Consider the following 24,854-nt stretch of genomic DNA (forward strand, 5'->3'; position numbering starts at 1 on the left):
TCCACGAGATAAAACCTCTATATTTTTTCATAAAAATTCTTTGCCGATTCCTTCACCAATCCCTTTAATTGCAGGGATATAAGTACTCCCGTCAGCTCCTTAACCTGTAGATTTGTAGCGTTTAAAATCTGATTCAGGCTTTTAGAGTTGAAATCCAGACAACTATACACCAAATTTTCTTTTGTTTCAAGTGTTATCTTACTTTTTTTGTTTTTACTTTCTTTTTCCCTCTCCTGCCCCAGTTCTTTTAAGAGGTCGTCAACCCCTGTAATAATACCGGCTCCCTGGGCAATCAGAAGATTACTTCCCTTACTTAATTCATCATTCATTCTTCCGGGAACAACATAGACTTCACGCCCCTGTTCCAAAGCACAGTCGGCTGTAATAAGTGAACCGCTTTTTACTTTTGCCTCAACTACAATCACCACATCAGACAGCCCGCTGATGATCCGGTTGCGCATTGGAAAATGAATCGGCAATGGCTGGGTTCCCGGCGGATATTCAGACAGAATACCGCCCTGCCGGGTCAGACGGTCATATAAATCCCGATTTCTTTTTGGATAGCAGATATCCACACCGCTGCCAAGAATCCCAAAACTGCTGCCCCCTGCCTCTAATGCCCCCTGCTGTCCAAATCCATCCACGCCAAGCGCCATACCGCTAATGATCTGAATGCCCCGGGCTGCCAGTTTTTTCCCGATTTCCTCCGCCATCTGTCTGCCATATCCGCTGCAGCGCCTGGCTCCTATAATCGCCGCCGAGTACGTTTTTTCCCGTGGCAGTTTTCCTTTTAAAAAAAGTCCGAAAGGCGGATCCGGAATTTTTTTTAAACGCTCCGGATACGCCGGATGTCCAATGCTGATAAAGTCTATTCCCTTTTTTCTTCTATTATGATATTCTTTGTCAATATCTGTGTTATTTTTAGCCTGAATCAGAACCTTCTTTTCTGTCTCATTTAGAAAAACCAGTCCGTTTATTTCTTTTTCTCTCGCAAAGAACAAGTGCCTGGGATCTCCAAAATAGTCTGTCAAACGACTTATCTGGTTTCTGTATATTCCTTTTATACCACAAATCCAATACCAGTATTCTTCCATTTCCATCTCCTTTCATACCTCCCAAAATTTTTTATCAATACTCCGGTAGCAGATTGCTTCACTTATATGCTCTGCTTTAATAATTTCGGAACCATCCATATCTGCAATGGTTCTGGCTACCTTAATAATCCGGTGATAGGCCCTTGCGCTCAATTCAAACCGTTCAAATGCCAGTTTCATCAATGATGCTTCCTGCTTACCAAGCCGGCAGAACGTCTGAATTCCTCTTTCTGTTAAGTCAGAGTTAAAACGAAAAGGTGTTCCTTCATAACGCGCAAGCTGAACTTTTTGCGCTATCTCAACTCTTTTCCGGATTATTTCGGAACTTTCATTTTTCTTTTTTTGTGCCAGATCCCTGTATGAAACTGCCGGAGCTTCTATGGCGATATCCATCCGGTCCAGCAGCGGTGCACTGATTCTTCCCAGATATTGGCGCACTTCATTTTCTGTACAGGTGCACTTGTTGATATCCGGGTAGTGTCCGCACCGGCAGGGATTCATTGCCGCCGCAAAGAGAAACTTTGCCGGAAAGCGGTAACTGCCTCCCATTCTGTTAATGCATACCTGGTGATCTTCCATAGGCTGGCGCAAAACCTCAAGTGTTTCTTTTTTAAATTCAGGAAGTTCATCCAGAAAGAGAATTCCATTATGTGCTAGGCTGATTTCTCCGGGTTTGGGATTCAATCCGCCTCCGATCAGGGCTTTGGGAGTTATTGTGTGGTGAGGTGACCGATAGGGCCGAAGATGAAGCAGAGGAGATGTGGCAGGAAGAATTCCTGCAACGCTGTAGACCTTTGATATTTCAAGACTTTCCGGCAGTGTTAATGGCGGCAGAATGGTTGGAAGGCGCCTGGCAAGCATAGACTTTCCGGAGCCAGGCGGACCGATCAAAAGCAGATTGTGCATACCCGCTGCTGCTACCTCCGCTGCACGCTTTACTGCCTCCTGACCGTTAATATCACTGAAATCCTCCTTTTGCTGTCCGTATGGCTCCGCAAACAGTGCTTCCACATCCACGTAACCCGGCTCAATTTTGGCAGTCCCATTGAGATAATCCATGGCTTGTCCCAGGTTATCTACACCAATGACACTGATTCCTTTAATGACAGAACCTTCTGTCAGGTTCTTTTTTGGAATGATACATTTGCTAAATCCCATTTTCTGAGCCAGGGATACGATGGATAAAACCCCCGGTATGGCATTTATTTCCCCATTTAAGCTGAGTTCACCCACGACCAGTACATTTGTCATAGTCTTTTGGGAAATAAAGCCGTATGAGCCCAATATGGCGATTGCAACAGGCAAATCAAATCCTGATCCGTTTTTCTTTAAATCAGCCGGTGCCAGATTAACGGTAATCCGTTTGGGAACAATACGAATCCCGGCATTTCGGATGGAAGTCCTCACCCGCTCCTGTGCCTCTTTTACCTGGGATGACAGATATCCCACCATAGTAAACATAGGCAGCCCGTCACTGACATCCGCCTCTACACGGACCAGCCTGCTTTCTACGCCGTAAATAACTGCAGACATAACTGTGCTAAACAATCTGCTACCTCCTTTATTCAATTAGATAAGTTGTTGGAAAATCCTTCAAAAGAATTTTGAAGAAAAGAATGCTGCTCTTGAGCATGTTTGAAAACCTAAAGCAGTTTTATCCAGTATACACTGGTTTACATAAAATTGCAAATATTTTTTCAGATATAAATAAAATAAAAATGCAAACGCCAGACCCTGCTAAATATTTTGAAGGTCCGACGCCCCTAACACCCGGATGCCGCATATTTCCTTTTCACTGCACACCGCAATGTTACAATTTTCCATCTGCCGGATCTGAAACCGGCAGCCATATTGAAAAAATGCGTCCCGTGTGCATGCAGAAAAATCCAGACTTCTCAAATCCCTGTTGATACCGGTTCCCTGCTGTTTTAGATAACTTTCTTTCGATACCCAGATCCTGCCAAAAATACGGTTTTTTTCTTCATCCGGTACATGACCAAACAGCTTCCATTCATTTTCATGACTGATCCGTTTTACGATATTTTCTTTATACACCAGCAGTTTTTCTATATCCACGCCTATCTCTTTCTCATGGATACCGCACACTATCCCATTCTGACAATGGCTTACATTAAAGTGGATATGGGGATAATCAGGAAGGTATGGCTTCCCATGCTCTCTTTTTCCAATATCGGGAAGCTTATCTATTCCATATTCATCTCTCAATCCAAATGCCAGCAGCTGATATCCGATTTTACTCTGCTGCTGCCGTTTTTCTTTTCCTGTTGCGGCAAGTATTTCCTCCGAAAACAAATATAGCATAATCCTCATCTTCCTCTCTGGTTCATTTTCAGCTGCCTGATGCCGTCCCATACAGCTGCCTTTTTGGCATTATAGCACAATTCCTGCTTCTTGCATATATCTGGATAAAGGCTTTCATTTTTATATCAGAAGCCTTCCCGCAATTTTTTTAAAGCATTTTTTTCAATCCTGGAAACGTAAGACCTGGATATGCCGAGGGCTTTTGCGATCTCCCGCTGTGTTGTCTCTTTTGCACCAAAGAGCCCATACCGGAGAGCCAGTACTTTTTGTTCTCTGTCATTCAAATATACTTTGAAGATTTCATACAATTTTTTTGTATTTTCTTCTAACTCCATGGTTTCAATCACATCCACATTATTGCTTTCAATAATGTCCAGAAGGCTGATTTCATTTCCCTCTTTGTCCATTCCGATTGGCTCGTAGAGAGAGACTTCCTTGGAAGTTTTTTTACGCATCCTTAGCATCATGAGGAGTTCATTTTCAATACACCTGGCGGCATAAGTGGCTAAACGATTGTTTTTACTATGATCGAAGGTAGTCACTGCTTTTATAAGGCCAATGGTTCCTATGGAAATCAGATCTTCCGAATCTTCTTCCGGCCTTTGATATTTTTTGGCGACGTGGGCTACCAATCTCAGGTTACGTTCGATTAGAATCCTCTTTGCGTCCAGGTCGCCCTCCTTGTATTTTTGAAGAAACAGCTTTTCTTCTTCGGCAGTAAGCGGCTTGGGAAATGTCTTCAAAAAAAGCACCTCAAAGCGGATTTATAACATTGTATGTTACAAATCTCTTATTAGTGCCTTTCCCATTTATTTTTGGTTGTCCTTTATTCTGCTCTTCTTAAAATATCATACGGATCCATGGCTGTCCCAAGGTCAATCCAGAGTACCTGCTTCGGGTGGGGTGCGCTTTCCTGGGGATTTCCATCCTCATCCAGAATCTGTTTCACCGTTACGTTCAGGTTGTCTCCGTTTGGTTTCATAACTTCAATTTCTTCGCCAACCGAAAATTTATTGCGCTGTTCTATTCTGTACAGCCCGTCTGCATTGCATTCGCCTACTATTCCAAGATAGGTATATTCTTTCATGTAGGTATTGCTGTCATAAATCTGCGTCGTTTCGTCCGGTTTTCCAAAGAAAAATCCCGTTGTAAACTGCCGGTAAGTGCAATTGGAAATCTGCTCTTTATACCATGGCATATTCTGTTCATAGCGTTTCGGATCAATGGCATAATCATCAATTGCTTTGCGGTATGTCCTGGCAACGGTTGCCACGTAAAGGGCCGTTTTCATTCTTCCTTCAATTTTGAAACTGTCTATGCCCGATTCCATCAATTCCGGCACATGCTCAATCATACAGAGATCCTTGGAATTAAATATATAGGTTCCCCGTTCATTTTCATAAACAGGCATGTATTCTCCGGGCCTTGTCTCTTCCACAATAGAATATTTCCATCGGCATGGATGCGTGCAGGCCCCCCGGTTGGCATCCCTGCCGGTAAAATAATTGCTCAGCAGGCATCTTCCGGAATAAGAAATACACATGGCACCGTGTACAAAAGTTTCGATTTCCATCTCTTCCGGTATATGCGCTCTGATTTCCCTGATTTCCTCCAAAGATAATTCTCTGGCTGTCACTACCCGCTTTGCCCCCAGCTCATGCCAGAAGAGATAGGTTGCGTAATTCGTATTGTTTGCCTGGGTACTGATATGGCGTTCGATTTCCGGGCATACTCTTTTTGCGATCATAAAAACTCCCGGATCCGCAATAATCAGGGCATCCGGACCAATTTGCCGCAGTTCCTTAAAATACTCCTCTACCCCGTCTAAATCAAGGTTATGGGCAAGAATATTAGCCGTCACGTATACTTTAACGCCATACTGATGCGCGAATGCAATTCCGGCCTTCATATCTTCCATAGAAAAATTCTTGGCTTTTGCCCTCAGTCCGAATGCTTCTCCGCCGATATATACGGCATCCGCCCCAAATATAACTGCTGTTTTTAATACCTCCAGGCTGCTTGCCGGTATCAGTAATTCTGGTTTTCTCATGTTTATACCCAATTGCATATTGCAGGCTTGCCTGCAATACTGCCACAATAAAACAGGTTGAAAGAATCAAACTGTGGCATCCTTTCTAAATCATAATTTTCTTTCAACCTTCTATCCTTTCTTTTGCTCTGCATAAACAGGGACGGAAGTTATCCCTCCGTCCCTGATCGTGTTTGATAATTGCTTATATCAAGATGTACGGTCCAGTTTGTGTAGAGATGTGCCGATTGGTGAAAATATTTTTCAGGCACGCTCTCGCTTTATACTCACCGTCGCCCCGTCTCCAATTGGAATAATTGTCGTCAGAAGCTGTTCGTTATGTTTCAATTCATAGAGGTAGTCTCTCATTCTTTTATAAATCGTCCTGTTCCTGCGTTCTACTGCAAACCGGGACTCTATGATATCACCGTCCTGGAGGACATTGTCCGATACCAGTATGCCTCCCGTTCCCAGAAGCCTTAATACTTCCGGCAGGAAATGAATATACTGCCCCTTAGCAGCATCCATAAAAATAAAGTCGAAGCTGCCCTGCAGCTCTTTTAAAATTTCCATGGCATCCCCCTCTAAAAGGGTAATCCGGTCTTCCCGACCTGCTTTTTTGAAATTTTCCCGTGCAATGGGAATCCTTTTTTCATATTTTTCAATGGTTGTAATATGACAGTCTTCCCCTGTATATTCACTCATCAGCAGAGTAGAAAATCCCACTGCTGTCCCAACCTCCAGAATCTTCTTCGGACGGTGGACCGTCAGAAGTACTTTTAAAAAGCTCTGCATCTCCCGGCGGATAATAGGCACATAATCTTCACATGCCTGTCTCTCCAATTCATCTAAAAAAGGCGTATTTCCCACATCCAGAGAGTTGATATAGGTTACCATTCTTTCATCTACAATCACTGCTGTTCCATCCTATTCTTCCGTCTGTGCTTCTGTTTCCTGAGCCAGCTCTTCCAGCATCTCATCCGCATCCTGCGCCGTCGTCAGAATATAGTTACCTTTTTTTAATTTACCACTGTACTTTGACAATTTTTCCTGTACCCAGAAAACTTTTGCATCTTTTATCAGCCCTTTGCTTTCCAACAGTTCGCCGACCTCCATAACTGACATATCATCTGTTATGGTAACCGCCACTTCTTTCCCGGGAGGATCTGATACCGTCTCCCCTGCAAAGACCTGAAAACCAAAATCGTAAGCATGTCTGCCAAAGACAAATAGCGCATATACAATTAAAATAAGGATTACCATTTTTACACAGGTCATCGTTATGGATAACACTACTTTTTTGGCATTCATATATATCCTCCTGAACAGCACAAGCCAGCTTGCGCTATTCCTTAATTAGTAATTTGAAAGCGGTCTTCTTTCAAACTACGGCCTCCTATAAGTTGAGCTCACCGGCAAAGTCGTCTATGTCCATTTCAATCACATTCATTATATCCTGATCGATCTTCTGGAGCATCTTACAGACACGCAGCTCTGACTTTAGATAGTCCTCCACCAGAGGATTTTTCCGAAACTCCGCATAATCTTTCTGAATCTTCTGAAGCTCCTGAAACAGATCTTTATCTTCTTTCAAACTCTGCATTTCAAAATTCTTCTTACGAAATTCATCAATTTGTGCCTTTAATTCCGGGTTATCTTTCAGTCTGATTTTCGCCTTCTCAAAGTCTCTGTACGCCGTACATTCCTGCACCGCTTCCACCAGAGCTTCTAAGCACGCTGTCACCTTGTCCATTTCTATCAATCCTTATACTTCCATAATAATTGGCAATATCATCGGGTTACGCTTTGTCTTTTTCCAGAGATAATCACTCAGTGAATCTTTGATTGAGCTTTTAATTTTGCCCCAGTCCGTAATATTCTTATCCGAACAATGGTCTAAAGATTCCTCTACTACCCGCCTTGCCTCTTCCATAAGAATCTCTGACTCTCTGACATATACAAATCCCCTGGAAACAATATCGGGACCCGCAAGCAGCTGGTTACTGTATTTTTCAAGCGTCAGTACCACAATCAGAATTCCGTCTTCCGCAAGGTGCTGTCTGTCACGAAGAACAATGTTCCCCACGTCTCCTACACCAAGTCCGTCTACCAGAATTGCTCCTGTCTGTACCTTATCAACTACTTTTGCCTGTTTGTCGTCCAGTTCCAATACATCTCCGGAAGATAAAATAAAAATGTTCTCTTTTGAAATACCAAGATTGCCTGCAATTCCAGCCTGTGCTTTCAAATGGCGGTATTCGCCGTGAACGGGTATTGCATATTTCGGACGTACCAGGGAATAAATCAATTTAATCTCTTCCTGGCAGGCATGTCCGGATACGTGTGCATCCTGGAAAATAACATCAGCACCCTTCATGGATAATTCATTAATAACTTTAGAAACCGCCTTCTCATTTCCCGGAATCGGGTTGGAACTGAAGATAACCGTATCCCCCGGCTTAATGCTGATCTTACGGTGCATGTCGTATGCCATTCTGGACAGCGCAGCCATAGATTCTCCCTGACTTCCGGTAGTAATTAACACCATCTGCTCATCCGGATAATTTTTCATCTGTTCCAGATCAATTAATGTATGTTCCGGTATGCTGATATATCCTAACTCGGAAGCAATGGTGATGATACTTACCATACTTCTTCCTTCTACTACTACTTTTCTTCCGTATTTATATGCCGAATTAATAATCTGCTGAACTCTGTCTACATTCGATGCAAACGTCGCAATAATAATTCTCGTATTTTTATGCTCCGCAAATATATTGTCAAAAGTTTTACCAACTGTCCGTTCAGACATGGTAAAGCCCGGTCTTTCCGCGTTTGTACTGTCACACATCAGGGCCAGAACGCCCTTCTTTCCAATTTCTCCGAATCGCTGTAAATCAATTGCATCTCCAAATACCGGTGTATAATCTACTTTAAAATCTCCTGTATGCACCACGGTTCCTGCTGGTGAATAAATAGCCAGGGCGGAAGCGTCTGCGATACTGTGATTTGTCTTGATAAATTCGATACGAAAAGCTCCCAGGTTAATGGCCTGTCCATGCTTAATCACCTTTCGCTTTGTCGTCTTCAGTAAATTGTGTTCCTTTAATTTGTTATCAATGATTCCAATTGTCAGCTTAGTTGCATAAATCGGAACATTGATCTCCTTAAGAACATATGGAAGAGCACCAATATGATCCTCGTGTCCATGGGTAATCACAAATCCCTTTACTTTCTGAATATTGTTCTTCAGATAAGTGATATCGGGGATTACCAGGTCAATTCCCAGCATGTCGTCTTCCGGAAATGACAATCCGCAATCCACAACAATAATACTGTCTTCAAATTCAAAGGCAGTAATGTTCATTCCGATCTGTTCCAAACCACCGAGCGGAATGATTTTCAATTTTGAGTTATTAATATTTTTCAATCAATTAGACCTCCTTTGCCTACTTGTTTTATTTTTATCTATACTTATATACGCAGCCCATACCTGCATATTTCTTTACAAAGTGATATCAACATCTTCCAGCATCTCACCGAAAATCTTAGATACTGCTTCCAATTCTTCGTCATCTTCTACGATCTCATAAAGTGCTTCCTGTTCTCCGTCTGCTGACAAATCTTTTAATATAAATGCTTCCGCATCTTCTTCTTCATCATCGGATTCGGTAACCAGAATATAATTCATACCATTTATACGTGTTTGTTCCAACACAAAAAACTCTGCAGCCTCATCTGTGTCTGCAAAAGTAAATTTAATTTTTTCCATTATTATTTTAACCTCATTCCCTCACTGTCTAAATAGCCCTGCAGGATATACACAGCCGCAAGTTGATCCACATACTTTTTACGGTCTTCTCTTCGCACATTGCTTTCCATTAAAGTACGGTTCGCTTCTACGGTTGTAAGCCTTTCATCCCACATGACAACTTCCAGACCTGTCCTTCTCTCCAGCATTTCTTTAAATGCCAAAGACTTTTCAGCCCTGTCACCAATTGTGTTATTCATATTTTTCGGAAAGCCGAGCACCAGCTTTCCAACTTCATATTCCTGTATCAATGTTTCTATTCTTGCCAGGGTCTGACGAAGCTTATTTTCGGACGTTCTTCGTACAATTTCAATCCCCTGGGCGGTAATTCCCAAAGCATCGCTGATAGCCACACCTACTGTTTTGGAGCCAAAGTCCAATCCCATTGTTCTCATAGTGCCGCTACTGCCATGCCTTATTCTTGATATACTCTTTTAATAACTCTTCGACAAGCTCGTCCCGTTCAACTTTCATAATCATGCTTCTGGCATTGTTATGACTGGTGATATATGTTGGATCACCTGACATAATATAGCCTACAATCTGATTCACAGGATTATAGCCTTTTTCAGTCATTGCATTATAAACGGTATCCAGTACGTCCTTTACCCGGATCTCTGCGTCTGAGTTTACGTTAAAATATTGTGTATTACTAATCTTTCCCATTTTATCACGCCCTTAATTAAACTTTACATTCATTCTAATATAAATAAAGGAAAATTACAATCCCATTTTTCAAAAAAGTTTCTCAACTGCTTCTTTTATTCCCGTAAATTTTCCTAATTTTCACATAATAGCAGATGATTTTTCAGTCTTCCCTGCAATCTCTTTTTCATCAGACAATTGGAATAATCAGCATCTGCAGGGCATGCTGCCTTAATATATTCCCGCGTATGTCCTATAAAATAATCTTTTTCTTCCACACTTATTTTTTCTTCAAAAAGAATCTCAGATTCTTTCCCAAAAAAGCTTTCTTCATATGCCGTTTGGTTTTCTTCGTTTAACCGGATCAGTTCCTGGCTGCGGATATTTTTTATATTTTCATCTATCTGGTTTTCCATAACTGCAGCTTTCGTACCCTTACGCCTGGAATATTTAAAGATGTGTGTTTCAAAAAAACGGATTCTTTTTAAGAACTCTTTTGTTGTGTGAAATTCTTCCTCTGTCTCACCTGGAAAACCAACAATTACATCTGTGGTCAGCGCCGGCTGATCAAAATATTTTCGCAAAATTATGCATTTTTCTTCAAATTCTCTGGTATCATAACGTCGGTTCATTCTTTTTAAAGTCTCATTACATCCACTCTGTAATGACAGGTGGAAATGCGGACAGATCTTTTCCAAAGAGCTTAATTTTTTCGCAAATTCTTCTGTAATAATACGAGGCTCTAAGGACCCCAGACGGATTCTCTGAATTCCCTCTATCTGATGAACCGTTACAATCAGTTCCAATAAGTCTGATCCCAGATCTATACCGTAAGAACTTAAATGAATACCGGTCAGAACCACTTCCTGATATCCTGCTTTTGCAAGATTTGCAACCTCGTTTTTTACATCTTCAGTACCCCTGCTGCGCACTCTGCCTCTGGCATAGGGTATGATACAATAGCTGCAGAACTGGTTGCATCCATCCTGCACCTTTATATATGCCCTGGTGTGCTCCGCCGTTCTGGAAATCGTCAGGTTTTCATACTCTGATGTATGGTTGACATCGATAATTGCTTCTTCTTCATCCTGATTTATTTCATAAGCTTTCAGGATAGAAACCAGATCTTTTTTCTTATTATTTCCAATTACAATATCGATCGCATCGTCTTTTTTCAGTTCTTCTTTCGATGCCTGTACATAACATCCGGCAGCCACTACAATTGCACCCGGATTCATCTTTTTAGCTTTGTGGAGCATCTGTCTGGACTTGCGATCCGCAATATTTGTTACCGTGCATGTATTAATGATATAGATATCGGCTCCCGGCTCAAAGGGAACTATTTTATAACCATTTTCCTGTAAAATCTGCTGCATCGCTTCGGTTTCATATGCATTTACTTTGCATCCCAGATTATGCAGCGCTACTGTTTTTTGATTCATGTTAACACCTTTCTCATAGATATACTTTACAATTGTATGCAATTAAATACTTTTCGTAAATCTTTCGTAAAATCAACAAACAAATTGTACAATTTTATAACTTTTGACGAATAACTCTTCCCAACTTTGTGAGTTTTCGCATTGACTTTTGTTACCACAAAATGTAAGATATAAGAAACAAAAATACAAGGGAGGTTTTTCCAATGAAGACAGTACAGATTTCTTTAAATTCCATCGATAAAGTAAAATCATTTGTAAATGATATTACAAAATTTGATTATGATTTTGATCTCGTATCAGGAAGATACGTAATCGATGCAAAATCTATCATGGGTATCTTCAGTTTAGATTTATCTAAACCAATCGACTTAAATATCCATGCTGAAGATGATGTTGACAGCATTTTAGCTGCATTAAAACCATACATCATCTAATTAATAACATAATATTAAATGGAATGCAAAGGCAAATCGATTTCGATTTGTCTTTTTTTAATTCAAAAACCTTTCTGTTCTTCAAATCTTAGAGCCTGTTTAAAAATGCCTGCACCAGGTACGATTGCCTGATTTTGTGCAACGGATTTTCAAACAGGCTCCGGAATATATGTTATTCCACCCAGATTGTTTCTGTTGTTTCAATTGCAGTTTTCATTAATTCTTCTATCTTCTCTTCCAGACTGACTTCTGAACGTTTGATTATATTAATATTCGGTTTTGTAACCGGATGTTTTGCAACGAAAATGGTACAGCAGTCTTCAAATGGAAGAATGGATGTCTCATATGTCCCGATTTTCAGGGAAACATCGACTATTTCCTGTTTGTCAAAGCCGATTACCGGACGGAAAACCGGAAGGGTACAAACTTCATTAGTGGCTGCAAGGCTCTGCATAGTCTGGCTTGCTACCTGACCGATGCTCTCCCCTGTAATAAGACCAAGACAGCCGGTCTCTTTTGCAAAATGCTCTGCAATACGCATCATATAGCGGCGCATAATAATAGTCAGTTCCTCATGAGGGCACTTGTCATAGATATACAGCTGGATATCCGTAAAGTTTACTACATGCAGATTAATGGGTCCGGAGTACCTGGATACCAGTTTTGCCAGATCTACCACCTTTTGTTTGGCACGTTCGCTTGTATAAGGCGGAGCGTGGAAATATACAGCATCGATCTTTACGCCTCTTTTGGAAATCATATATCCTGCAACCGGACTGTCGATTCCACCGGATAAAAGCAGCATTGCTTTCCCGTTTGTGCCTACCGGCATTCCACCCGGTCCCGGTATGATTTTAGAATAAATATAGATTTTTTCACGAATTTCCACATTCAACAGAATTTCCGGTTTATGCACATCTACTTTCATGCCGTCAAATGCTTCCAGAATCCGTTCACCCAGGTCGCAATTTAATTCCATAGATGTCATCGGATAGTTCTTTCTTGCTCTTCTGGCATTTACTTTAAAGGTCTGATTGTTATCCGGGTGCACCTGTGACATATAATCAATCACATTACTTGCCAGGCTGTCGAACCCATCATCGTCTACCTTAACAACCGGGCAGATTCCTACGATTCCAAAAACCCTCTGCAGTGCTTCCACTGTCTCTTCAAAGTCAAATACGCTCAGGCAGTCCACATAGATTCTTCCCTGTTCCTTATGAACGTAAAACTCACCTTCTACTTCTTTTAACGCATGGCGGATTTGTTTTACCAGTGCGTCTTCAAATAAATAACGGTTCTTACCCTTGATTCCTATTTCTCCGTATTTTATTAAAAATGCTTTAAACATCTTTTCTCCTATCTATCACTTAATATACAGCCTCTGTGTCCCCTGTCACGCCTCTGCTTATGCTTAAGTATGCCTGATTCAAAAGGTGCAGCGGGATGCAAAACAGGCTCTAATGCCTGGAGTATTTCCTCAGAACAGGCACTATTTTATTTAATTCTTCCAGACAATATGCTATCTCTTCATCCGTAGTAAAATGACTGAAGCTAAATCGCACCGTCGTTTCCAGCAGATCTTTTTCCAGACCGATTTCTTTTAACACTGTGCTGATGGGCAGCTTCTTATTAGATGAACACGCCGACCCCGACGAAACATAGATCTCCTTTTCCTCCAATGCATGAAGCAGCACCTCACTTCGGATTCCACGAAAGCTCACACTTACAATCTGGGGTGCGCCAAACTTACCCTCCCGGCTGTTAACCACCGTATCCGGTATCTCACTTACCCCTTTTATAAACAGATCTTTTATCCGGTACAAATGGCTGATCTTTTCTTCAAAGTCTGTGTAAGCCTCTTTGGCCGCCACACCAAGCCCCGCTATACCAGAGACATTATCGGTACCGGAACGCATTCCTTTTTGCTGACCGCCTCCCAGAATCAGAGGCTTTATCTTCACTTTTTCATTGACATATAAAAAGCCCACGCCTTTGGGTCCATGAATCTTATGTGCACTTACAGACAACATATCAATTCCCATTTTTTTAGGCAGAATACGGTATTTCCCATATGCCTGAATGGCATCCACGTGGAAGAGTATCCCGGGTTTTTTCTTCTTAATCAAAGCGGCTATTTCTTCTATTGGCTGAACCGCTCCCATCTCGTTATTTACATACATGGCGGAAATCAGGATTGTTTCATCACAGACAGCCTCTTCCAGCGCCTGCATATTCAGCTTACCATCACGCCCCACCGGAATGTAGCTTACCCGAAATCCCTGCTCAGCCAGATACTGCATCGGCTGGATCACTGCCGGATGCTCAATTGCCGTAGTGATCACATGCATTCCGGCACGCTTATTCGCCATTGCCGCACCTATGAGAGCCCAATTATTTGATTCTGTTCCGCCAGAAGTAAAGAAAATTTCTTTTTCATTTACTTTCATGGTTTTTGCAATTACATCTCTTGCCTCTTTTATATATTTCTCAGCATTTACACCGCGCAGATGCTTGGAAGAAGGATTCCCATAATCGTCCATCATCGTTTTCACGACTATATCTTTTACACTTTCCAGGCATCTGGTGGTAGCTGAATTATCTAAATATGCTTCCATTATTTCTAGTCCTCCAGAGTAAACATAAGTATTGACAAGACTGTCATACCTGCTGTTTCCGTTCTCAAAATACGCTTTCCCAGTGTAATCGGCACAGCTCCTGCCTCTCTTGCCGCTTCTACTTCCGCTTCATCAAATCCACCTTCCGGACCTATAAAGATTCCAATAGACTGTCCTTTTTGGATATTGCCTATGACATCTTTTGTCTTCTGCATTCCGGATGCCAGTTCATAGGGGATTAGTTTAATATCCAGTTCGTTTGCATAAATGACAGCTTCTTTAAAACTCATCACCTTAGTCACCATCGGAATCACGGAACGTTTGGACTGCTTTGCGGCACTTGTGGATATGCTGTTCCAACGTTTTCTCTTGGACTCTTCCTTTTTCGCATCCAGCTTAACAACCGCGCGTCTGGTTGCCACAGGAATAATCTCGTATGCACCCAGTTCCACTGCCTTCTGTATGATAAGTTCCATTTTATCATTCTTTGGCAGCCCCTGAAAAAGATAAATCTTAGAGGAAAGTTCCATACCGGCTTCTTCCACCCACATGATTTTAGCCCGGACTGCATTTGTGTCATATTCTGTAATTTCACATCGGTATTCCTTATTGTCCTGTCCGCTGCTGATACTGATCTGCTCACCGATATTCATCCGCAATACATTTTTAATATGGTTTACATCGTCACCGTTTATTATAATTTCTTTTTCTCCAATCTGTTCCGGAGATACAAAAAAATGATACATGAACCCACCTAATTCTTTCTGGCCGTTACAGAAACCCACTCGCCCTGGTGTGTCACTTCCACAACTTCCAGACCTGCAGCTTTGACTGCTTCTACAACACATTCTTCTTTATCATCAATGATACCGGATGTAATATAGATACCGCCTTTCTTCATCTGGTGTATAATTACCGGTGTCAGCGGCACCAGCACATCCGCCAGAATGTTAGCCGCCACGATGTCATACTTTTCATAACCCACCTGATCCTGAATATTTTTATCATCGATGATATTACCAATCATAACATCCATTTTCTCAGCTGCAATCTCATTCACTTCCAGATTTTCTTTTGCAGCATTGATGGCACAGGGATCCAGGTCCGTTCCCACTGCATGTTTGGCTCCAAGCTTAATGGCAACAATAGATAAAATGCCGCTTCCCGTACCTACATCCAGAATTTCCGTATCTGAATTCACATACTTTTTCAGCTGACGCATACAAAGCTGCGTGGTCTCATGCATACCTGTACCGAACGCCGTACCGGGATCGATATGGATAATCATTTTATCCTCATCAGTCTCCTTTACTTCTTCCCAGGATGGTATAATCAGAATATCATCCACATAGAACTGATGGAAATATTGTTTCCAATTGTTAATCCAGTCCTTATCCTCCGTCTGGCTCTCAACAATTGTACCTTCACCGATATCGATAAAGGTACGAAGTTCTTCCAATTCCCTGCGGACATTTTTCAGCATCTCTTCCTTATCTACATCTTCTTCCAGATAAAAGCTTAAATAAGCAATCCCGTCATCTTCCGGACCATCCGGAAGAATATCCACGAACATCTGCTGTTTATCCGATTCGGTAAGGGGTACTTTATCTTCAATCTCTACCCCTTCTACTCCAACATCAGCTAAAGTAGATATGACAATATCTTCCGCCTCAGTCAGGGTTTTTAACGTAAATTTATTCCATCTCATCTCTATAGATACCTCATTCTTTATTTTAACATTTTGGGACAGAAAATCCCACTATTTGATATCATAGCATAAAAAAAAGAGGAATGCTAGAATTTTATGGGGATAACTACTTTAAATTTGGGTTTCGCTGATTAAGACGCTTTGTAAATGATAGGTAGTGTACAGAAAGATGGGTGTGGAAAACTGGCATAGGCTCCGTCAGCTGGCCGCAGAACTGGTATTTTCTAACCTTTTCGAAGCGCTTTTTGGCGGCACGCGGGCATTCGCTCCGAAATCCTGATGCATTTCGCAGCTCACTGCCCGCTTAGTATCCGATGGGAGCCAGTCGAATACTATCCACCAAAAAACACTTCGAAAAGGTAAGTAAATACTCAGCTCTGCTCTACGCTTCCTCCGCCCATACCAGTTTCCCACACCCATCTTTCCGAGATAGCATTTGTTGATACAAAGCTGATTTTCTCAGCAGGTTGGAACCCCTGGGCTGTGGCATGCTGGACATTATTGGCATAGAACGTATAAAACCCATAAAGCAGCTGGATCTTGTCACTGTAGACGTTTCCTTCATTCTACTACAGTATATTTATTTTTGGTTAGACTTACATCCAGTTAAGTCTGTGATCAGGAAAGCAGGTAAAATTTCGTCTTATCATCCCCCTTTCACACTGAACTGCCAAACACACAATGCTGCATCCAAAAACGAACAGACCGTCACAGCCCAAGGGTCTCCACCCTACTGAGAAAACCAGCTTTGGCAACAGCCTGGATCTCGGAAAGATGGGTGTGGGAAACTTGTATGGACGGAGGAGGCGTAGAGCAGAACTGAGTATTTACTTACCTTTCCGGAGTGTTTTTTGGCGGATAGTATTCGACTGGCTCCCATCGGATACTAAGCGGGCACTGAACCGGGAAATGCATCAGGATTTCCCGGTGAATGCCCGCGTGCCGCCAAAAAGCGCTTCGGAAAGGTTAGAAAATACCAGTTCTGCGGCCAGCTGACGAAGTCCATACAAGTTTCCCACTCCCATCTTTCCGTACACTACCTAATATTATACAAAGCGTCTTTCCTCAGCGAAACCCAATTTTTCGTTTCTCCAGAATGATCTCAATCAAAGCCTCCGACAACTTATCCGACGACGCAGACCACTGAGCATAACTATTTCTGCTGATACTGTTTTCCAGTTCTTCTTCAAACACTTTGTACCTAGAATCTTTCTCTGCCTGTTTTCTTGCAAGTTCTTTTTTAGGGGCCAGTCCAAATTGGGGACCGCAGATTTGCTCCATAACCGGGTCATCCAGATAAAAATCCAGGAATGCCAGAGCGCCTGTTTTATTTTTGCCTTTCAGGATTCCAATATTTTCACCGCCTGCCATACTTTTTCTTCCTTCTCCGGAGGGGAGTTTTACGACTCCTGTGGAAACACTGCTTTTTTCCAGAAGCGGAAGAACATCCATACTGTTTTCCATCATGGCAATTTCACCGGCCAGAAAACTGCGTGCCACATCATTCCCAGACCAATTGATGCATTCTTTTGGCATGGAACCGGACTGCACCAGTTCCTGTATGACTGCAAAAAAATTCAGGGTATCATCGCTCTCCAGCACATTCTCCCTGTCCCCAGTGGAAATAACCCAGGGAAGGATCTGGGATGCGGACTGGCTGCCTCTGGCTGCTGACATACCAAAGCCATAGGTATCTCCGTCAGACAACACTTTTGCAGCAAGAACAAATTCATGCAGATTCTCAGGTGCTTCGATACCCGCTTTTGCCAGATAGTCTTTGTTATAAAACAGTGCTGCCGTATTGCAGCAGAACGGAAGCCCATAATACCGGTCCTGACTTTTCGCAGCCCCAAGCGCCGACTCAAAATACTCAGGTTCTTTTCCGGAATACTGTACGTAAGATGTGATATCTTCTAATAATCCTTTGCTGATATATGCCTGCATATTTGACTGGTCCGCAATAACGAGATCCGGCATTTCTTTTTCGGTCAGGGCAAGGGCAAGCTTTTTGTCAAACTCAATGACGGGTCCATGGTATTCCCATTTCATCCGGTATCTCCCCTGAGAGGTGTTGAATGCCTCGATGAGCCGGTCCAGACTGTCCTGCTGCTCCTTTGTTTCATAATAAGACCATAAAACCAGCGTTTCTTTACCGTCCTCTGATATGGATGTTTCCGCTATGGAGCCTTTCCCTGCGCTGCAGCCGTACAAAAGCCCTGTCAGACACAAGAATGCCATACTAATGCTGCATTTCGCGATAATCTCCCGGTGATATTCCTTCCTTTTCTTTAAATACTTTGATAAAATATTTAGCATCGCTGTATCCCACCTCCTGTGCCACCTCATAGATTTTCATATCGGTTCCTGTCAAAAGACGTTTGGCATGGTCGATACGGAATTTCTTCAAAAACACTGTAAAATTCTCTTTTACCTCCCGGTTAAACAGCGTGCTTAAATATTCCGGTGTCAGTCCCATCTGTACTGCAATTTCATCTAAAACTATTTTTTCACTGTAGTGTTCCTGTATATAATTAAGTACCTTCACGATAATATAGTTACTGATATCCTGCCTCCTGGCCGTTCCCTGCATCAGCACATCCCGGATCCTGCCAAAATTCTGTTTCATTTCTTCCCAGGTCATAATCTGGTTTAATGAATGCTCCAGATTGTAGCTCTGCAGTTTCTGGAATCGCTTTTTATCCAGATCCTGCAGCAGTCCGGTCACCATAAAATAGCACCGGATCAGTGCCTGGCGAATCTCTTCTTTGCGAAAGGAATGCCCTTGCAGGTATTCTGCCAGAAGATCTAAATTCTTACCTGCTTCTTCCATATGCTCCTGACAGATATCTGACTTTATTTTCTGCAGAATCTGTACCGGAGTTTTAAACTGCTCCCACTTACATTCCTCTGCAAAATGACCGGTATACCATCCCGGGAAGCCCGGTGCCGTAATCCCATAGTCCAGATAACCCTTTAACTCCTCTGCACACTGGTAAATCCTTCCACTATCCGAAAAATGAGTATATGCCCATAGCGGGTGCCTGCTTTTCCCCCGGTATTCTCTCACTAATTTCCGGTAGATTTCTTCTTCAAATTCATCCAGATAATCAAATCCACTGATCAGTGCATAGTAAATCCTGCTGTTTCCCTGATAAAAGCTGTAAATATGTAAGTTTGAAGAAACGTTCTCTTTGCCGTTATGTTTGTCAGGAAAATTCTCTTTACTATATTGGAAAAACTCGTGCACACGGTCTTCATACTCTTTCGTCATACTTCCAAAATAACAGGCTGCCATTAGAAATTTAATATTTTTCTGAAATTCAAACAGTTCGATCAGATCCGGTTCCGTGTTTCCCTCAATAATATCCCGCAAGCAGCTCTCTGGAGTCCCTTTCAATGCCAGAATTTCCTGTTCCATCTTATCTTCCACTTTTCTTAAAGCATTTTGGATGTCGGAGGCGGTCAACGGTTTCAGCAGATATTCGTCTACCCCGTAGGTGATGGCCTTTTTGGCGTATTCAAATTCAGAATACCCGCTTAACACAATAATATGGCAGGACAAATTTTTCTCTTTTAACGCTCTGATCATCTCCAGTCCGTCCAGAACCGGCATGCGGATATCCGTTATGACCAGATCCGGCCTGAGTTTTAGAATTATCTCCAGTCCATCTTTTCCATTGGCTGCCTCCGCTGCTACGGTATGGCGGGTGTGGCTGTCTATCATTGCAGCCATTCCCTCCCTCACCTTTTTCTCATCTTCTACAATTACAATTCTCATATCTTTACCTCTATTCTATTCGCCGGAAACCGCAAGGTAATGATAGTGCCGATATCCGGTATACTAATTACATTCCAGTCAGCCTTCTCTCCATAATACATCTCTATCCTGGAAAATACATTATTTAAACCGATCTTTTCCTGGTCTTCCTCCACAGCTGCAGACCGGTCATTATATTTTGTCACCTGTCTCTGATCCAGCCCGTTTCCATTATCCTCTATGATAACGCAGATATGCTTTCCCTCTTCTGTCAGTGAAATATCCACACGCAGCATTCCACCCTCTTCTATTCCTTTAAAACCATGGATCAGCGCATTTTCTATGAATGGCTGTATCAGCAGTTTCTTGATCCTGTATTCTTTGCATACTTCCTGTACCGTAAGCTGGAACTCGAAGGCATGGTCAAAACGCATCTGCTGGAGGCTGATATATTTATCAATCCAGTCCGCCACTTCCGCTATGCTTACCTCTATGTTACTTTTATTTACACTATAGCGTAAAATAATGCCCAGATTTCTCAGCATTTCACTGATTTCATCTTCACCTCTGCTAATTGCCAGCCAGTTGATAGAGTCCAGGGTATTATACAGAAAATGAGGATTGATCTGCGCTTCCAATGCCCGTATCTCCGCATTCTTTCGTTTTTCGGTAACCCCTTCTACTTCCTCTATCAAAATAGAAACCCGTTCTGTCATGTCGTTAAAATTTTCGGCTATTTCTCCCAGTTCGTCTTTATACTCCAGTCGAATCTCTGTTTTTAAATCACCGCTCTTTACCGCCTGGATTCCTGTAATAATTGTTTTTACCGAATCACCTATGTTCCGGACTGTGCCTGAAATCAGAAAGCAGGCGGATATAATCAGGATTCCTCCAAGAATCAGGGCATTCCTTCTTGTATCGCTAATTTCAGCGAGGATCTTCTCCAGATCATAGGCATTATAATATACCCAATCCGTTTTTGTATCTTCATAAGTACTAATCCCTATTTTTTTATCTTCCATTTCCCCTGTCATCCTGATAAAATCTGTGATATTTTGATTAGCCTCCAGGGTCGTACCGGCAAAAAATGAATCAGGATAGGTAATGATATGGCTCTGACTATCCAGTATAAAGTTAATTCCGTTCCATGCAATCTCCCTGTCATTTTCACATAGTTTTTTCAGAATACTTTCATCCAGGATCATTACAATGGCTGCGATAGGTTCACTTTCCAGCTCATCAAGATCGTAGATCGCTTTTGCTATCTGAAATACATGCAGCTGTTCCTCATCCTGCTCCATGACAGCAGTTGGCAGGATCGCAATCCCTGTGGATTCCTGCGCTTTTTTATAGGCAGCAGTTTCTCTCAGATCCACATAATCTTTCCATATATTCTCTCTGACGGAGGCTGTCCCCCAATCATAAGTTACATCCGTTCCACTGGCAGTGATGACACTGATACAGCGTATTCCTCCCACTGAATTGTTGTATTCCTGCAGCCGGCTGTAAATATTATGGCGGCTTTCCACCTGTTTGTTAATGTCCTTGCTTTTTAATCCTTTGATTTCATCAATCAGACCGCTGTCCACATTCATCTGGTAAACCAGGTTCATGTAGATATCCAGAGTCAGATCTACCCTTTCTGAAATCTGCACCAGCTGGCTGGTCATTAATTCCTGGATTTTATTTTCCATTTGCTTTTGATTCATACTCATCATGACATACCAGGAAATACTGATGGGAAGCAGAACTGCAAGCACAAACGTAATAATCAGTTTCTGCCAGATTTTCCGATTATAAAACCAGGAACTGAATTTTAATTTTTTCATTTCGTTTCGCGCTCACTCACTTTCCAGCGGTAAATTCCGGTGGCCCGCTTATCCTCTGCTACCGTCATGACCAGACGCAGTCCTTTTGTGGTTACGGGTTCCAGGAAAAACCCGTTATACTGGTCTTTATTTAGTAATTTTCCTGCATCTGTTTTCATGACTGCCCTGCACCATTCCCCTTTTTGATCCAGGTATTCCACATGGAAATCCGAAGGAGCCCCGGTATCATCCTCATCATCATACCAGTATATTTCACAGGCTCCTATTGCAACGGGTTCTATCCAGTTATATGCAATCCAGCAGGAGGCACCGGCAGGCTGCTGCCAGTTTCCCCATCCCTTTCCCATTCCTTCATTGGAAGAAGTCGGGTGGAATCCGGCATCTTTTATTCCATTTAAATTTTCCCAGGAAGCCGTATAATGGGCGCTAAGCGAAGCCGTCTGTTCCAGACTGTCGCTTTGCACTGTCAACGGATTTTTCTGTGTGAAGGTGCCGGAAACTGACAGATCACCTGTCACTTTTTCAATATGAAAGCTTCCGTCTTCTTCAACCTTTACCTCTTTTCCATTTACCATCAGATTTTGAAGCATATACCCCTCTTTTGGATTTGTGTATATATTTACCTGTTGATTTTCAAATACCAGCTCTCTGTCCGTCCGGATACTTCCTCCTTCCATCCCCTCATCTTCAATCCTGACTTCATACCATTTGCTATCCGGACTCTCTGTGTAAAGAATCTGATAATAGATTTTTCGGTTTGAATAAACAGATGCAGCGTAAGGTATAAATTTCACTCCGTTTATGGAAAGGGCAGGCATGGAATATCCGATCCGTTCTGTCATATCCGTTACCTTTTTTGTGAGAATCAGTGTATCTTTATAAACAGGCGTTTCGCTCACCATGACAAAAGGACCGTACATAACCGAAGCCACCTCATCCTTATTTCCCGTTTTCAGATAACAGGAGAACGGAAGATGCAGTTGTACTTCATCACCGCCCGAAAGCTCTGGAAGCACCCGAAAGCCTTGCTCTTCTACCGTTTCTGTTTCCACACCATTTACCTGTATCCTCATATTTTTGCCACACCAGGATGGAATCCTGAATCTGACACGCACCCTGCTATTGTTCGGCTTATCCAGGTTCTCAACCTTAAGCTTTGCTTCTTCACTGAATATGCCCGCTTCCATGAGAATTTTTAATCCCTGTTCGCTGAGTGTTTTTTCTCCAGTCCGGTACAGATTAACGGTTACCATATTATCCCTGACTTCGAATATCCTGAGTGCATCGGTATATTCACATCCTCCATCTTCTTGAAGTTGATTTCCTAGCAGGTTTTCATAATATTCCATATAGTCTGCTTTGTATGGATTAACCTGATGCAGTTTCCAGGTTAATTCCAGCATGCGGCGGCAGATCCTTTTATTTTTTTCTCTTTCTAAAACTGTGTTTTCTATCTTCTGATTCTCATTTCTGAATCTGCCATTTACACCTGTCATCCCGGTGGCATAAGTATATTCTTGAGTTGCCATATTCCAAAAATTTGCAGCCGCTTTGGCCGCTTCTGTATTTGCAGGATCTGTGCATGAAATTTCAAGCAGGGTTTCCGCCTGCGATACCGCCGCCTGGACAGACAGCAGATTCATTCGGTCTCTGCCCTCTTTCATAGCCGTATACCATTCCATCTGCACAAAATTCCAGGCACTTTTTAAATAACTTTCATCCTTTACAATACTGGACAGCCTCGCCAATGCACCGCCCAAAGCATGAGTATCACCGCTGACATCCTGGCTCCACATTGCTTTTTTCTGCCCTTTTGTATAATTACTGCTGCGTTCTATGATCCATTTTCCCAGACACTGAGCCGTCTCAAGTGCCTCCTGACTGTCCATAGTACAGTATGTATCTAAAAGCCCATTCATCAGACTGCCCAGAACGGCAAATGGCGCCCCTGTTTCAGGGTAAGACTTACCGTTCTCCAGACGAGAGATTTGATCCGGACAATCTGCACCCAGATATCCCGTTCCCCATCCCATTCCTTCTGACAGAAGCTGCAGGCTCCTGAGCTCGTGTATCATATAGAAGGCTTTTTCCTTCAGGGTTTGATCCTGCTTGTACTGATAGCTCTGTGCCAGATTTGTCAGCCATTCCCCGGCTGCCCTTCCTCTTAACAATCCTGCCGGATTTTCCCATCCGGTCAGAGGAACGGCACCTTTAGTATCCACCTTATAATTCTGGCGATAGCTGTATAACAGCCGGTCTGCATCCATACGAATATCCAGGGGATCCAGCTGATCATTTATTCCGCTTTCAAACAGTGCTTCTACCTGCATCTCATCCATGGCATAGTTATAGATGGCAATCTCAGCCAGCTTGCCATTCATTGGATCATCCGTAAATTGTCCCTTCCCAAAATAATTATTTCTGGTAGACCCCAATTCTGAAAGGCTGGCCTTTGTCCTGGCTTCTCCAACCACCTTTCCATTTTCATAAAGGGTTATATGGTTATCCTCTATAGTTACTGTTGTAAAAACCCAGGTGTTTCGAGGAAAATCACTGCCTTTTTCCACTCCGCTTTCATGGGTCCATCCCTGGTTTGTAATAGCTGTGGCATAACCTTTAAAACCTTTATTATTACCATTGGAAAGCAAATACATATAAGAACTCTGGTTATTGCCAAAATCCCAAATTCTCTGGTACCGAGCAGAAGACCGCAGATTAACCCATGTACTGACGGTAATTTCCGTCTCATTCTCTAAAATACCGGATGGAAGTTCCAGATATGCACCCGTGGTTCCTCCCTGCAGATCCAGGGCATTTAAGCGCACTCCGTTTATTACTTCTGTGCTGATCCGTACACCGTCCTCCTGATAATTTCTGATCACCCCGTCATTTCCCCGCCCGGAAACATCCTCGATCACAGCCGACTTTATATCTTTAAAATTATAATATAAGATCTGGCCTTTTATCGTCTGACCTTCCGCCTGCACTTTAATGGAAGGCACTGCAGCAATCAGGAACAGAAAAACTGCCCATGCTGTTAAAAATTTTATCTTTTTAATATGAATTCCCCCAACCATTTTTCTTCTGATTGTACTACAAAATTATATTTATTGCACGGATAATACAGGCCAGGATTTAAATATTTATCCTGACCTGTCTGTTTAT

24 protein-coding genes are annotated in these 24,854 nt (G+C 42.4%); 2 read left to right on the forward strand and 22 right to left on the reverse strand.

Annotation, left to right across the window (positions count from 1 at the left end; genetic code table 11):
• Nucleotides 1-17: 17 nt before the first annotated feature.
• From dprA to mtaB, 13 genes are all read right to left on the reverse strand, one after another.
• Nucleotides 18-1,100 carry a DNA-processing protein DprA gene (dprA, locus tag QR40_RS06860; RefSeq protein WP_044294086.1) on the reverse strand — a complete coding sequence of 361 codons (1,083 nt, stop codon included), beginning with the start codon at nucleotides 1,098-1,100 and terminating at the stop codon, nucleotides 18-20.
• A 6-nt stretch (nucleotides 1,101-1,106) separates the two neighbouring features.
• Nucleotides 1,107-2,642, reverse strand: coding sequence for a YifB family Mg chelatase-like AAA ATPase (locus QR40_RS06865; RefSeq protein ID WP_330373675.1), 1,536 nt, complete (start codon nucleotides 2,640-2,642; stop codon nucleotides 1,107-1,109).
• A 189-nt stretch (nucleotides 2,643-2,831) separates the two neighbouring features.
• On the reverse strand, nucleotides 2,832-3,467 hold the full coding sequence (locus QR40_RS29585) for a 4'-phosphopantetheinyl transferase family protein (RefSeq protein ID WP_052378067.1): 636 nt from the start codon (nucleotides 3,465-3,467) through the stop codon (nucleotides 2,832-2,834).
• Between the two features lie 74 nt (nucleotides 3,468-3,541).
• Nucleotides 3,542-4,159, reverse strand: coding sequence for an RNA polymerase sporulation sigma factor SigK (gene sigK, locus QR40_RS06875; RefSeq protein WP_027297018.1), 618 nt, complete (start codon nucleotides 4,157-4,159; stop codon nucleotides 3,542-3,544).
• A gap of 83 nt (nucleotides 4,160-4,242) precedes the next feature.
• Complete coding sequence (locus QR40_RS06880; protein WP_027297017.1) at nucleotides 4,243-5,466, reverse strand: peptidase U32 family protein; 1,224 nt, start codon at nucleotides 5,464-5,466, stop codon at nucleotides 4,243-4,245.
• A gap of 243 nt (nucleotides 5,467-5,709) precedes the next feature.
• Entirely contained in the window at nucleotides 5,710-6,360 is a 651-nt protein-coding gene (locus QR40_RS06885; RefSeq protein ID WP_027297016.1) for an O-methyltransferase, read from the reverse strand.
• Nucleotides 6,361-6,372: 12 nt separating this feature from the next.
• Nucleotides 6,373-6,756, reverse strand: coding sequence for an endolytic transglycosylase MltG (locus tag QR40_RS06890; RefSeq protein WP_044294089.1), 384 nt, complete (start codon nucleotides 6,754-6,756; stop codon nucleotides 6,373-6,375).
• 85 nt (nucleotides 6,757-6,841) lie between these two features.
• Complete coding sequence (locus tag QR40_RS06895; protein ID WP_027297015.1) at nucleotides 6,842-7,198, reverse strand: YlbF/YmcA family competence regulator; 357 nt, start codon at nucleotides 7,196-7,198, stop codon at nucleotides 6,842-6,844.
• Nucleotides 7,199-7,210: 12 nt separating this feature from the next.
• A complete protein-coding gene (locus QR40_RS06900) occupies nucleotides 7,211-8,875 on the reverse strand; it encodes a ribonuclease J (protein ID WP_027297014.1) in 1,665 nt (554 codons plus the stop codon).
• 75 nt (nucleotides 8,876-8,950) lie between these two features.
• Nucleotides 8,951-9,217: a DUF1292 domain-containing protein gene (locus tag QR40_RS06905; protein ID WP_044294093.1), complete on the reverse strand. Its 267-nt coding sequence runs from the start codon at nucleotides 9,215-9,217 to the stop codon at nucleotides 8,951-8,953.
• 2 nt (nucleotides 9,218-9,219) lie between these two features.
• A complete protein-coding gene (gene ruvX / locus QR40_RS06910) occupies nucleotides 9,220-9,651 on the reverse strand; it encodes a Holliday junction resolvase RuvX (protein ID WP_027297012.1) in 432 nt (143 codons plus the stop codon).
• A gap of 7 nt (nucleotides 9,652-9,658) precedes the next feature.
• Nucleotides 9,659-9,922, reverse strand: coding sequence for an IreB family regulatory phosphoprotein (locus QR40_RS06915; protein WP_027297011.1), 264 nt, complete (start codon nucleotides 9,920-9,922; stop codon nucleotides 9,659-9,661).
• A gap of 113 nt (nucleotides 9,923-10,035) precedes the next feature.
• Nucleotides 10,036-11,343, reverse strand: coding sequence for a tRNA (N(6)-L-threonylcarbamoyladenosine(37)-C(2))-methylthiotransferase MtaB (gene mtaB / locus QR40_RS06920; RefSeq protein WP_044294095.1), 1,308 nt, complete (start codon nucleotides 11,341-11,343; stop codon nucleotides 10,036-10,038).
• A 203-nt stretch (nucleotides 11,344-11,546) separates the two neighbouring features.
• Here mtaB and QR40_RS06925 point away from each other — a divergent pair, with 203 nt between their 5' ends.
• Nucleotides 11,547-11,777, forward strand: coding sequence for an HPr family phosphocarrier protein (locus QR40_RS06925; RefSeq protein ID WP_027297009.1), 231 nt, complete (start codon nucleotides 11,547-11,549; stop codon nucleotides 11,775-11,777).
• A 172-nt stretch (nucleotides 11,778-11,949) separates the two neighbouring features.
• Here the strand turns inward: QR40_RS06925 and thiI are convergent, their stop codons facing one another.
• The 4 genes from thiI to prmA all read right to left on the reverse strand — a co-directional run bounded on the left by thiI (nucleotide 11,950) and on the right by prmA (nucleotide 16,103).
• Nucleotides 11,950-13,128: a tRNA uracil 4-sulfurtransferase ThiI gene (gene thiI, locus QR40_RS06930; protein ID WP_027297008.1), complete on the reverse strand. Its 1,179-nt coding sequence runs from the start codon at nucleotides 13,126-13,128 to the stop codon at nucleotides 11,950-11,952.
• 109 nt (nucleotides 13,129-13,237) lie between these two features.
• Nucleotides 13,238-14,395 carry a cysteine desulfurase family protein gene (locus tag QR40_RS06935; protein WP_044294097.1) on the reverse strand — a complete coding sequence of 386 codons (1,158 nt, stop codon included), beginning with the start codon at nucleotides 14,393-14,395 and terminating at the stop codon, nucleotides 13,238-13,240.
• A gap of 5 nt (nucleotides 14,396-14,400) precedes the next feature.
• Nucleotides 14,401-15,141, reverse strand: a complete 741-nt coding sequence (locus QR40_RS06940) for a 16S rRNA (uracil(1498)-N(3))-methyltransferase (protein WP_044294098.1) — start codon at nucleotides 15,139-15,141, stop codon at nucleotides 14,401-14,403.
• Between the two features lie 8 nt (nucleotides 15,142-15,149).
• Nucleotides 15,150-16,103 (reverse strand): 50S ribosomal protein L11 methyltransferase, encoded by a 954-nt coding sequence (prmA, locus tag QR40_RS06945; RefSeq protein ID WP_027297005.1) that lies wholly within the window; start codon nucleotides 16,101-16,103, stop codon nucleotides 15,150-15,152.
• 157 nt (nucleotides 16,104-16,260) lie between these two features.
• On the opposite strand from prmA, the gene QR40_RS32470 reads away from it, so the two are divergent.
• Nucleotides 16,261-16,383, forward strand: coding sequence for a hypothetical protein (locus QR40_RS32470; RefSeq protein ID WP_276325421.1), 123 nt, complete (start codon nucleotides 16,261-16,263; stop codon nucleotides 16,381-16,383).
• 634 nt (nucleotides 16,384-17,017) lie between these two features.
• Here QR40_RS32470 and QR40_RS32475 read toward each other — a convergent pair.
• Genes QR40_RS32475 through QR40_RS06970 form a run of 5 tightly spaced genes read right to left on the reverse strand, consistent with a single transcriptional unit; the run spans nucleotide 17,018 to nucleotide 24,766 of the window.
• Nucleotides 17,018-17,140, reverse strand: coding sequence for a hypothetical protein (locus QR40_RS32475; RefSeq protein WP_255348087.1), 123 nt, complete (start codon nucleotides 17,138-17,140; stop codon nucleotides 17,018-17,020).
• Between the two features lie 28 nt (nucleotides 17,141-17,168).
• Nucleotides 17,169-18,419: an ABC transporter substrate-binding protein gene (locus QR40_RS06955; RefSeq protein ID WP_052430729.1), complete on the reverse strand. Its 1,251-nt coding sequence runs from the start codon at nucleotides 18,417-18,419 to the stop codon at nucleotides 17,169-17,171.
• A complete protein-coding gene (locus QR40_RS06960; RefSeq protein WP_044294101.1) occupies nucleotides 18,343-19,881 on the reverse strand; it encodes a response regulator transcription factor in 1,539 nt (512 codons plus the stop codon). Before QR40_RS06960 ends, QR40_RS06955 begins: the two co-directional genes overlap by 77 nt.
• Nucleotides 19,878-21,689 (reverse strand): cache domain-containing sensor histidine kinase, encoded by a 1,812-nt coding sequence (locus QR40_RS06965; RefSeq protein ID WP_027297003.1) that lies wholly within the window; start codon nucleotides 21,687-21,689, stop codon nucleotides 19,878-19,880. Before QR40_RS06965 ends, QR40_RS06960 begins: the two co-directional genes overlap by 4 nt.
• Entirely contained in the window at nucleotides 21,686-24,766 is a 3,081-nt protein-coding gene (locus tag QR40_RS06970; protein ID WP_044294103.1) for a beta-L-arabinofuranosidase domain-containing protein, read from the reverse strand. The genes QR40_RS06965 and QR40_RS06970 overlap by 4 nt, the downstream gene beginning before the upstream one ends.
• Nucleotides 24,767-24,854 lie beyond the last annotated feature (88 nt).

Origin of the sequence: Robinsoniella peoriensis (assembly GCF_000797495.1) — a bacterium.
Taxonomy (GTDB): domain Bacteria; phylum Bacillota; class Clostridia; order Lachnospirales; family Lachnospiraceae; genus Robinsoniella; species Robinsoniella peoriensis.

Bases quoted from the DNA above. Each gene is read 5' to 3' on its own strand.
- ruvX (WP_027297012.1), bottom strand. From the start codon at position 9,651: ATGAGAACAATGGGATTGGACTTTGGCTCCAAAACAGTAGGTGTGGCT.
- QR40_RS06940 (WP_044294098.1), bottom strand. From the start codon at position 15,141: ATGTATCATTTTTTTGTATCTCCGGAACAGATTGGAGAAAAAGAAATT.
- QR40_RS06925 (WP_027297009.1), top strand. From the start codon at position 11,547: ATGAAGACAGTACAGATTTCTTTAAATTCCATCGATAAAGTAAAATCA.
- QR40_RS29585 (WP_052378067.1), bottom strand. From the start codon at position 3,467: ATGGGACGGCATCAGGCAGCTGAAAATGAACCAGAGAGGAAGATGAGG.
- QR40_RS06935 (WP_044294097.1), bottom strand. From the start codon at position 14,395: ATGGAAGCATATTTAGATAATTCAGCTACCACCAGATGCCTGGAAAGT.
- QR40_RS06905 (WP_044294093.1), bottom strand. From the start codon at position 9,217: ATGGAAAAAATTAAATTTACTTTTGCAGACACAGATGAGGCTGCAGAG.
- QR40_RS06895 (WP_027297015.1), bottom strand. From the start codon at position 7,198: ATGGACAAGGTGACAGCGTGCTTAGAAGCTCTGGTGGAAGCGGTGCAG.
- QR40_RS06880 (WP_027297017.1), bottom strand. From the start codon at position 5,466: ATGAGAAAACCAGAATTACTGATACCGGCAAGCAGCCTGGAGGTATTA.
- mtaB (WP_044294095.1), bottom strand. From the start codon at position 11,343: ATGAATCAAAAAACAGTAGCGCTGCATAATCTGGGATGCAAAGTAAAT.
- QR40_RS06890 (WP_044294089.1), bottom strand. From the start codon at position 6,756: ATGAATGCCAAAAAAGTAGTGTTATCCATAACGATGACCTGTGTAAAA.
- thiI (WP_027297008.1), bottom strand. From the start codon at position 13,128: ATGTTTAAAGCATTTTTAATAAAATACGGAGAAATAGGAATCAAGGGT.
- QR40_RS06970 (WP_044294103.1), bottom strand. From the start codon at position 24,766: ATGGTTGGGGGAATTCATATTAAAAAGATAAAATTTTTAACAGCATGG.
- QR40_RS06915 (WP_027297011.1), bottom strand. From the start codon at position 9,922: ATGGGAAAGATTAGTAATACACAATATTTTAACGTAAACTCAGACGCA.
- QR40_RS06960 (WP_044294101.1), bottom strand. From the start codon at position 19,881: ATGAGAATTGTAATTGTAGAAGATGAGAAAAAGGTGAGGGAGGGAATG.
- QR40_RS06955 (WP_052430729.1), bottom strand. From the start codon at position 18,419: ATGCTAAATATTTTATCAAAGTATTTAAAGAAAAGGAAGGAATATCAC.
- QR40_RS06965 (WP_027297003.1), bottom strand. From the start codon at position 21,689: ATGAAAAAATTAAAATTCAGTTCCTGGTTTTATAATCGGAAAATCTGG.
- dprA (WP_044294086.1), bottom strand. From the start codon at position 1,100: ATGGAAATGGAAGAATACTGGTATTGGATTTGTGGTATAAAAGGAATA.
- prmA (WP_027297005.1), bottom strand. From the start codon at position 16,103: ATGAGATGGAATAAATTTACGTTAAAAACCCTGACTGAGGCGGAAGAT.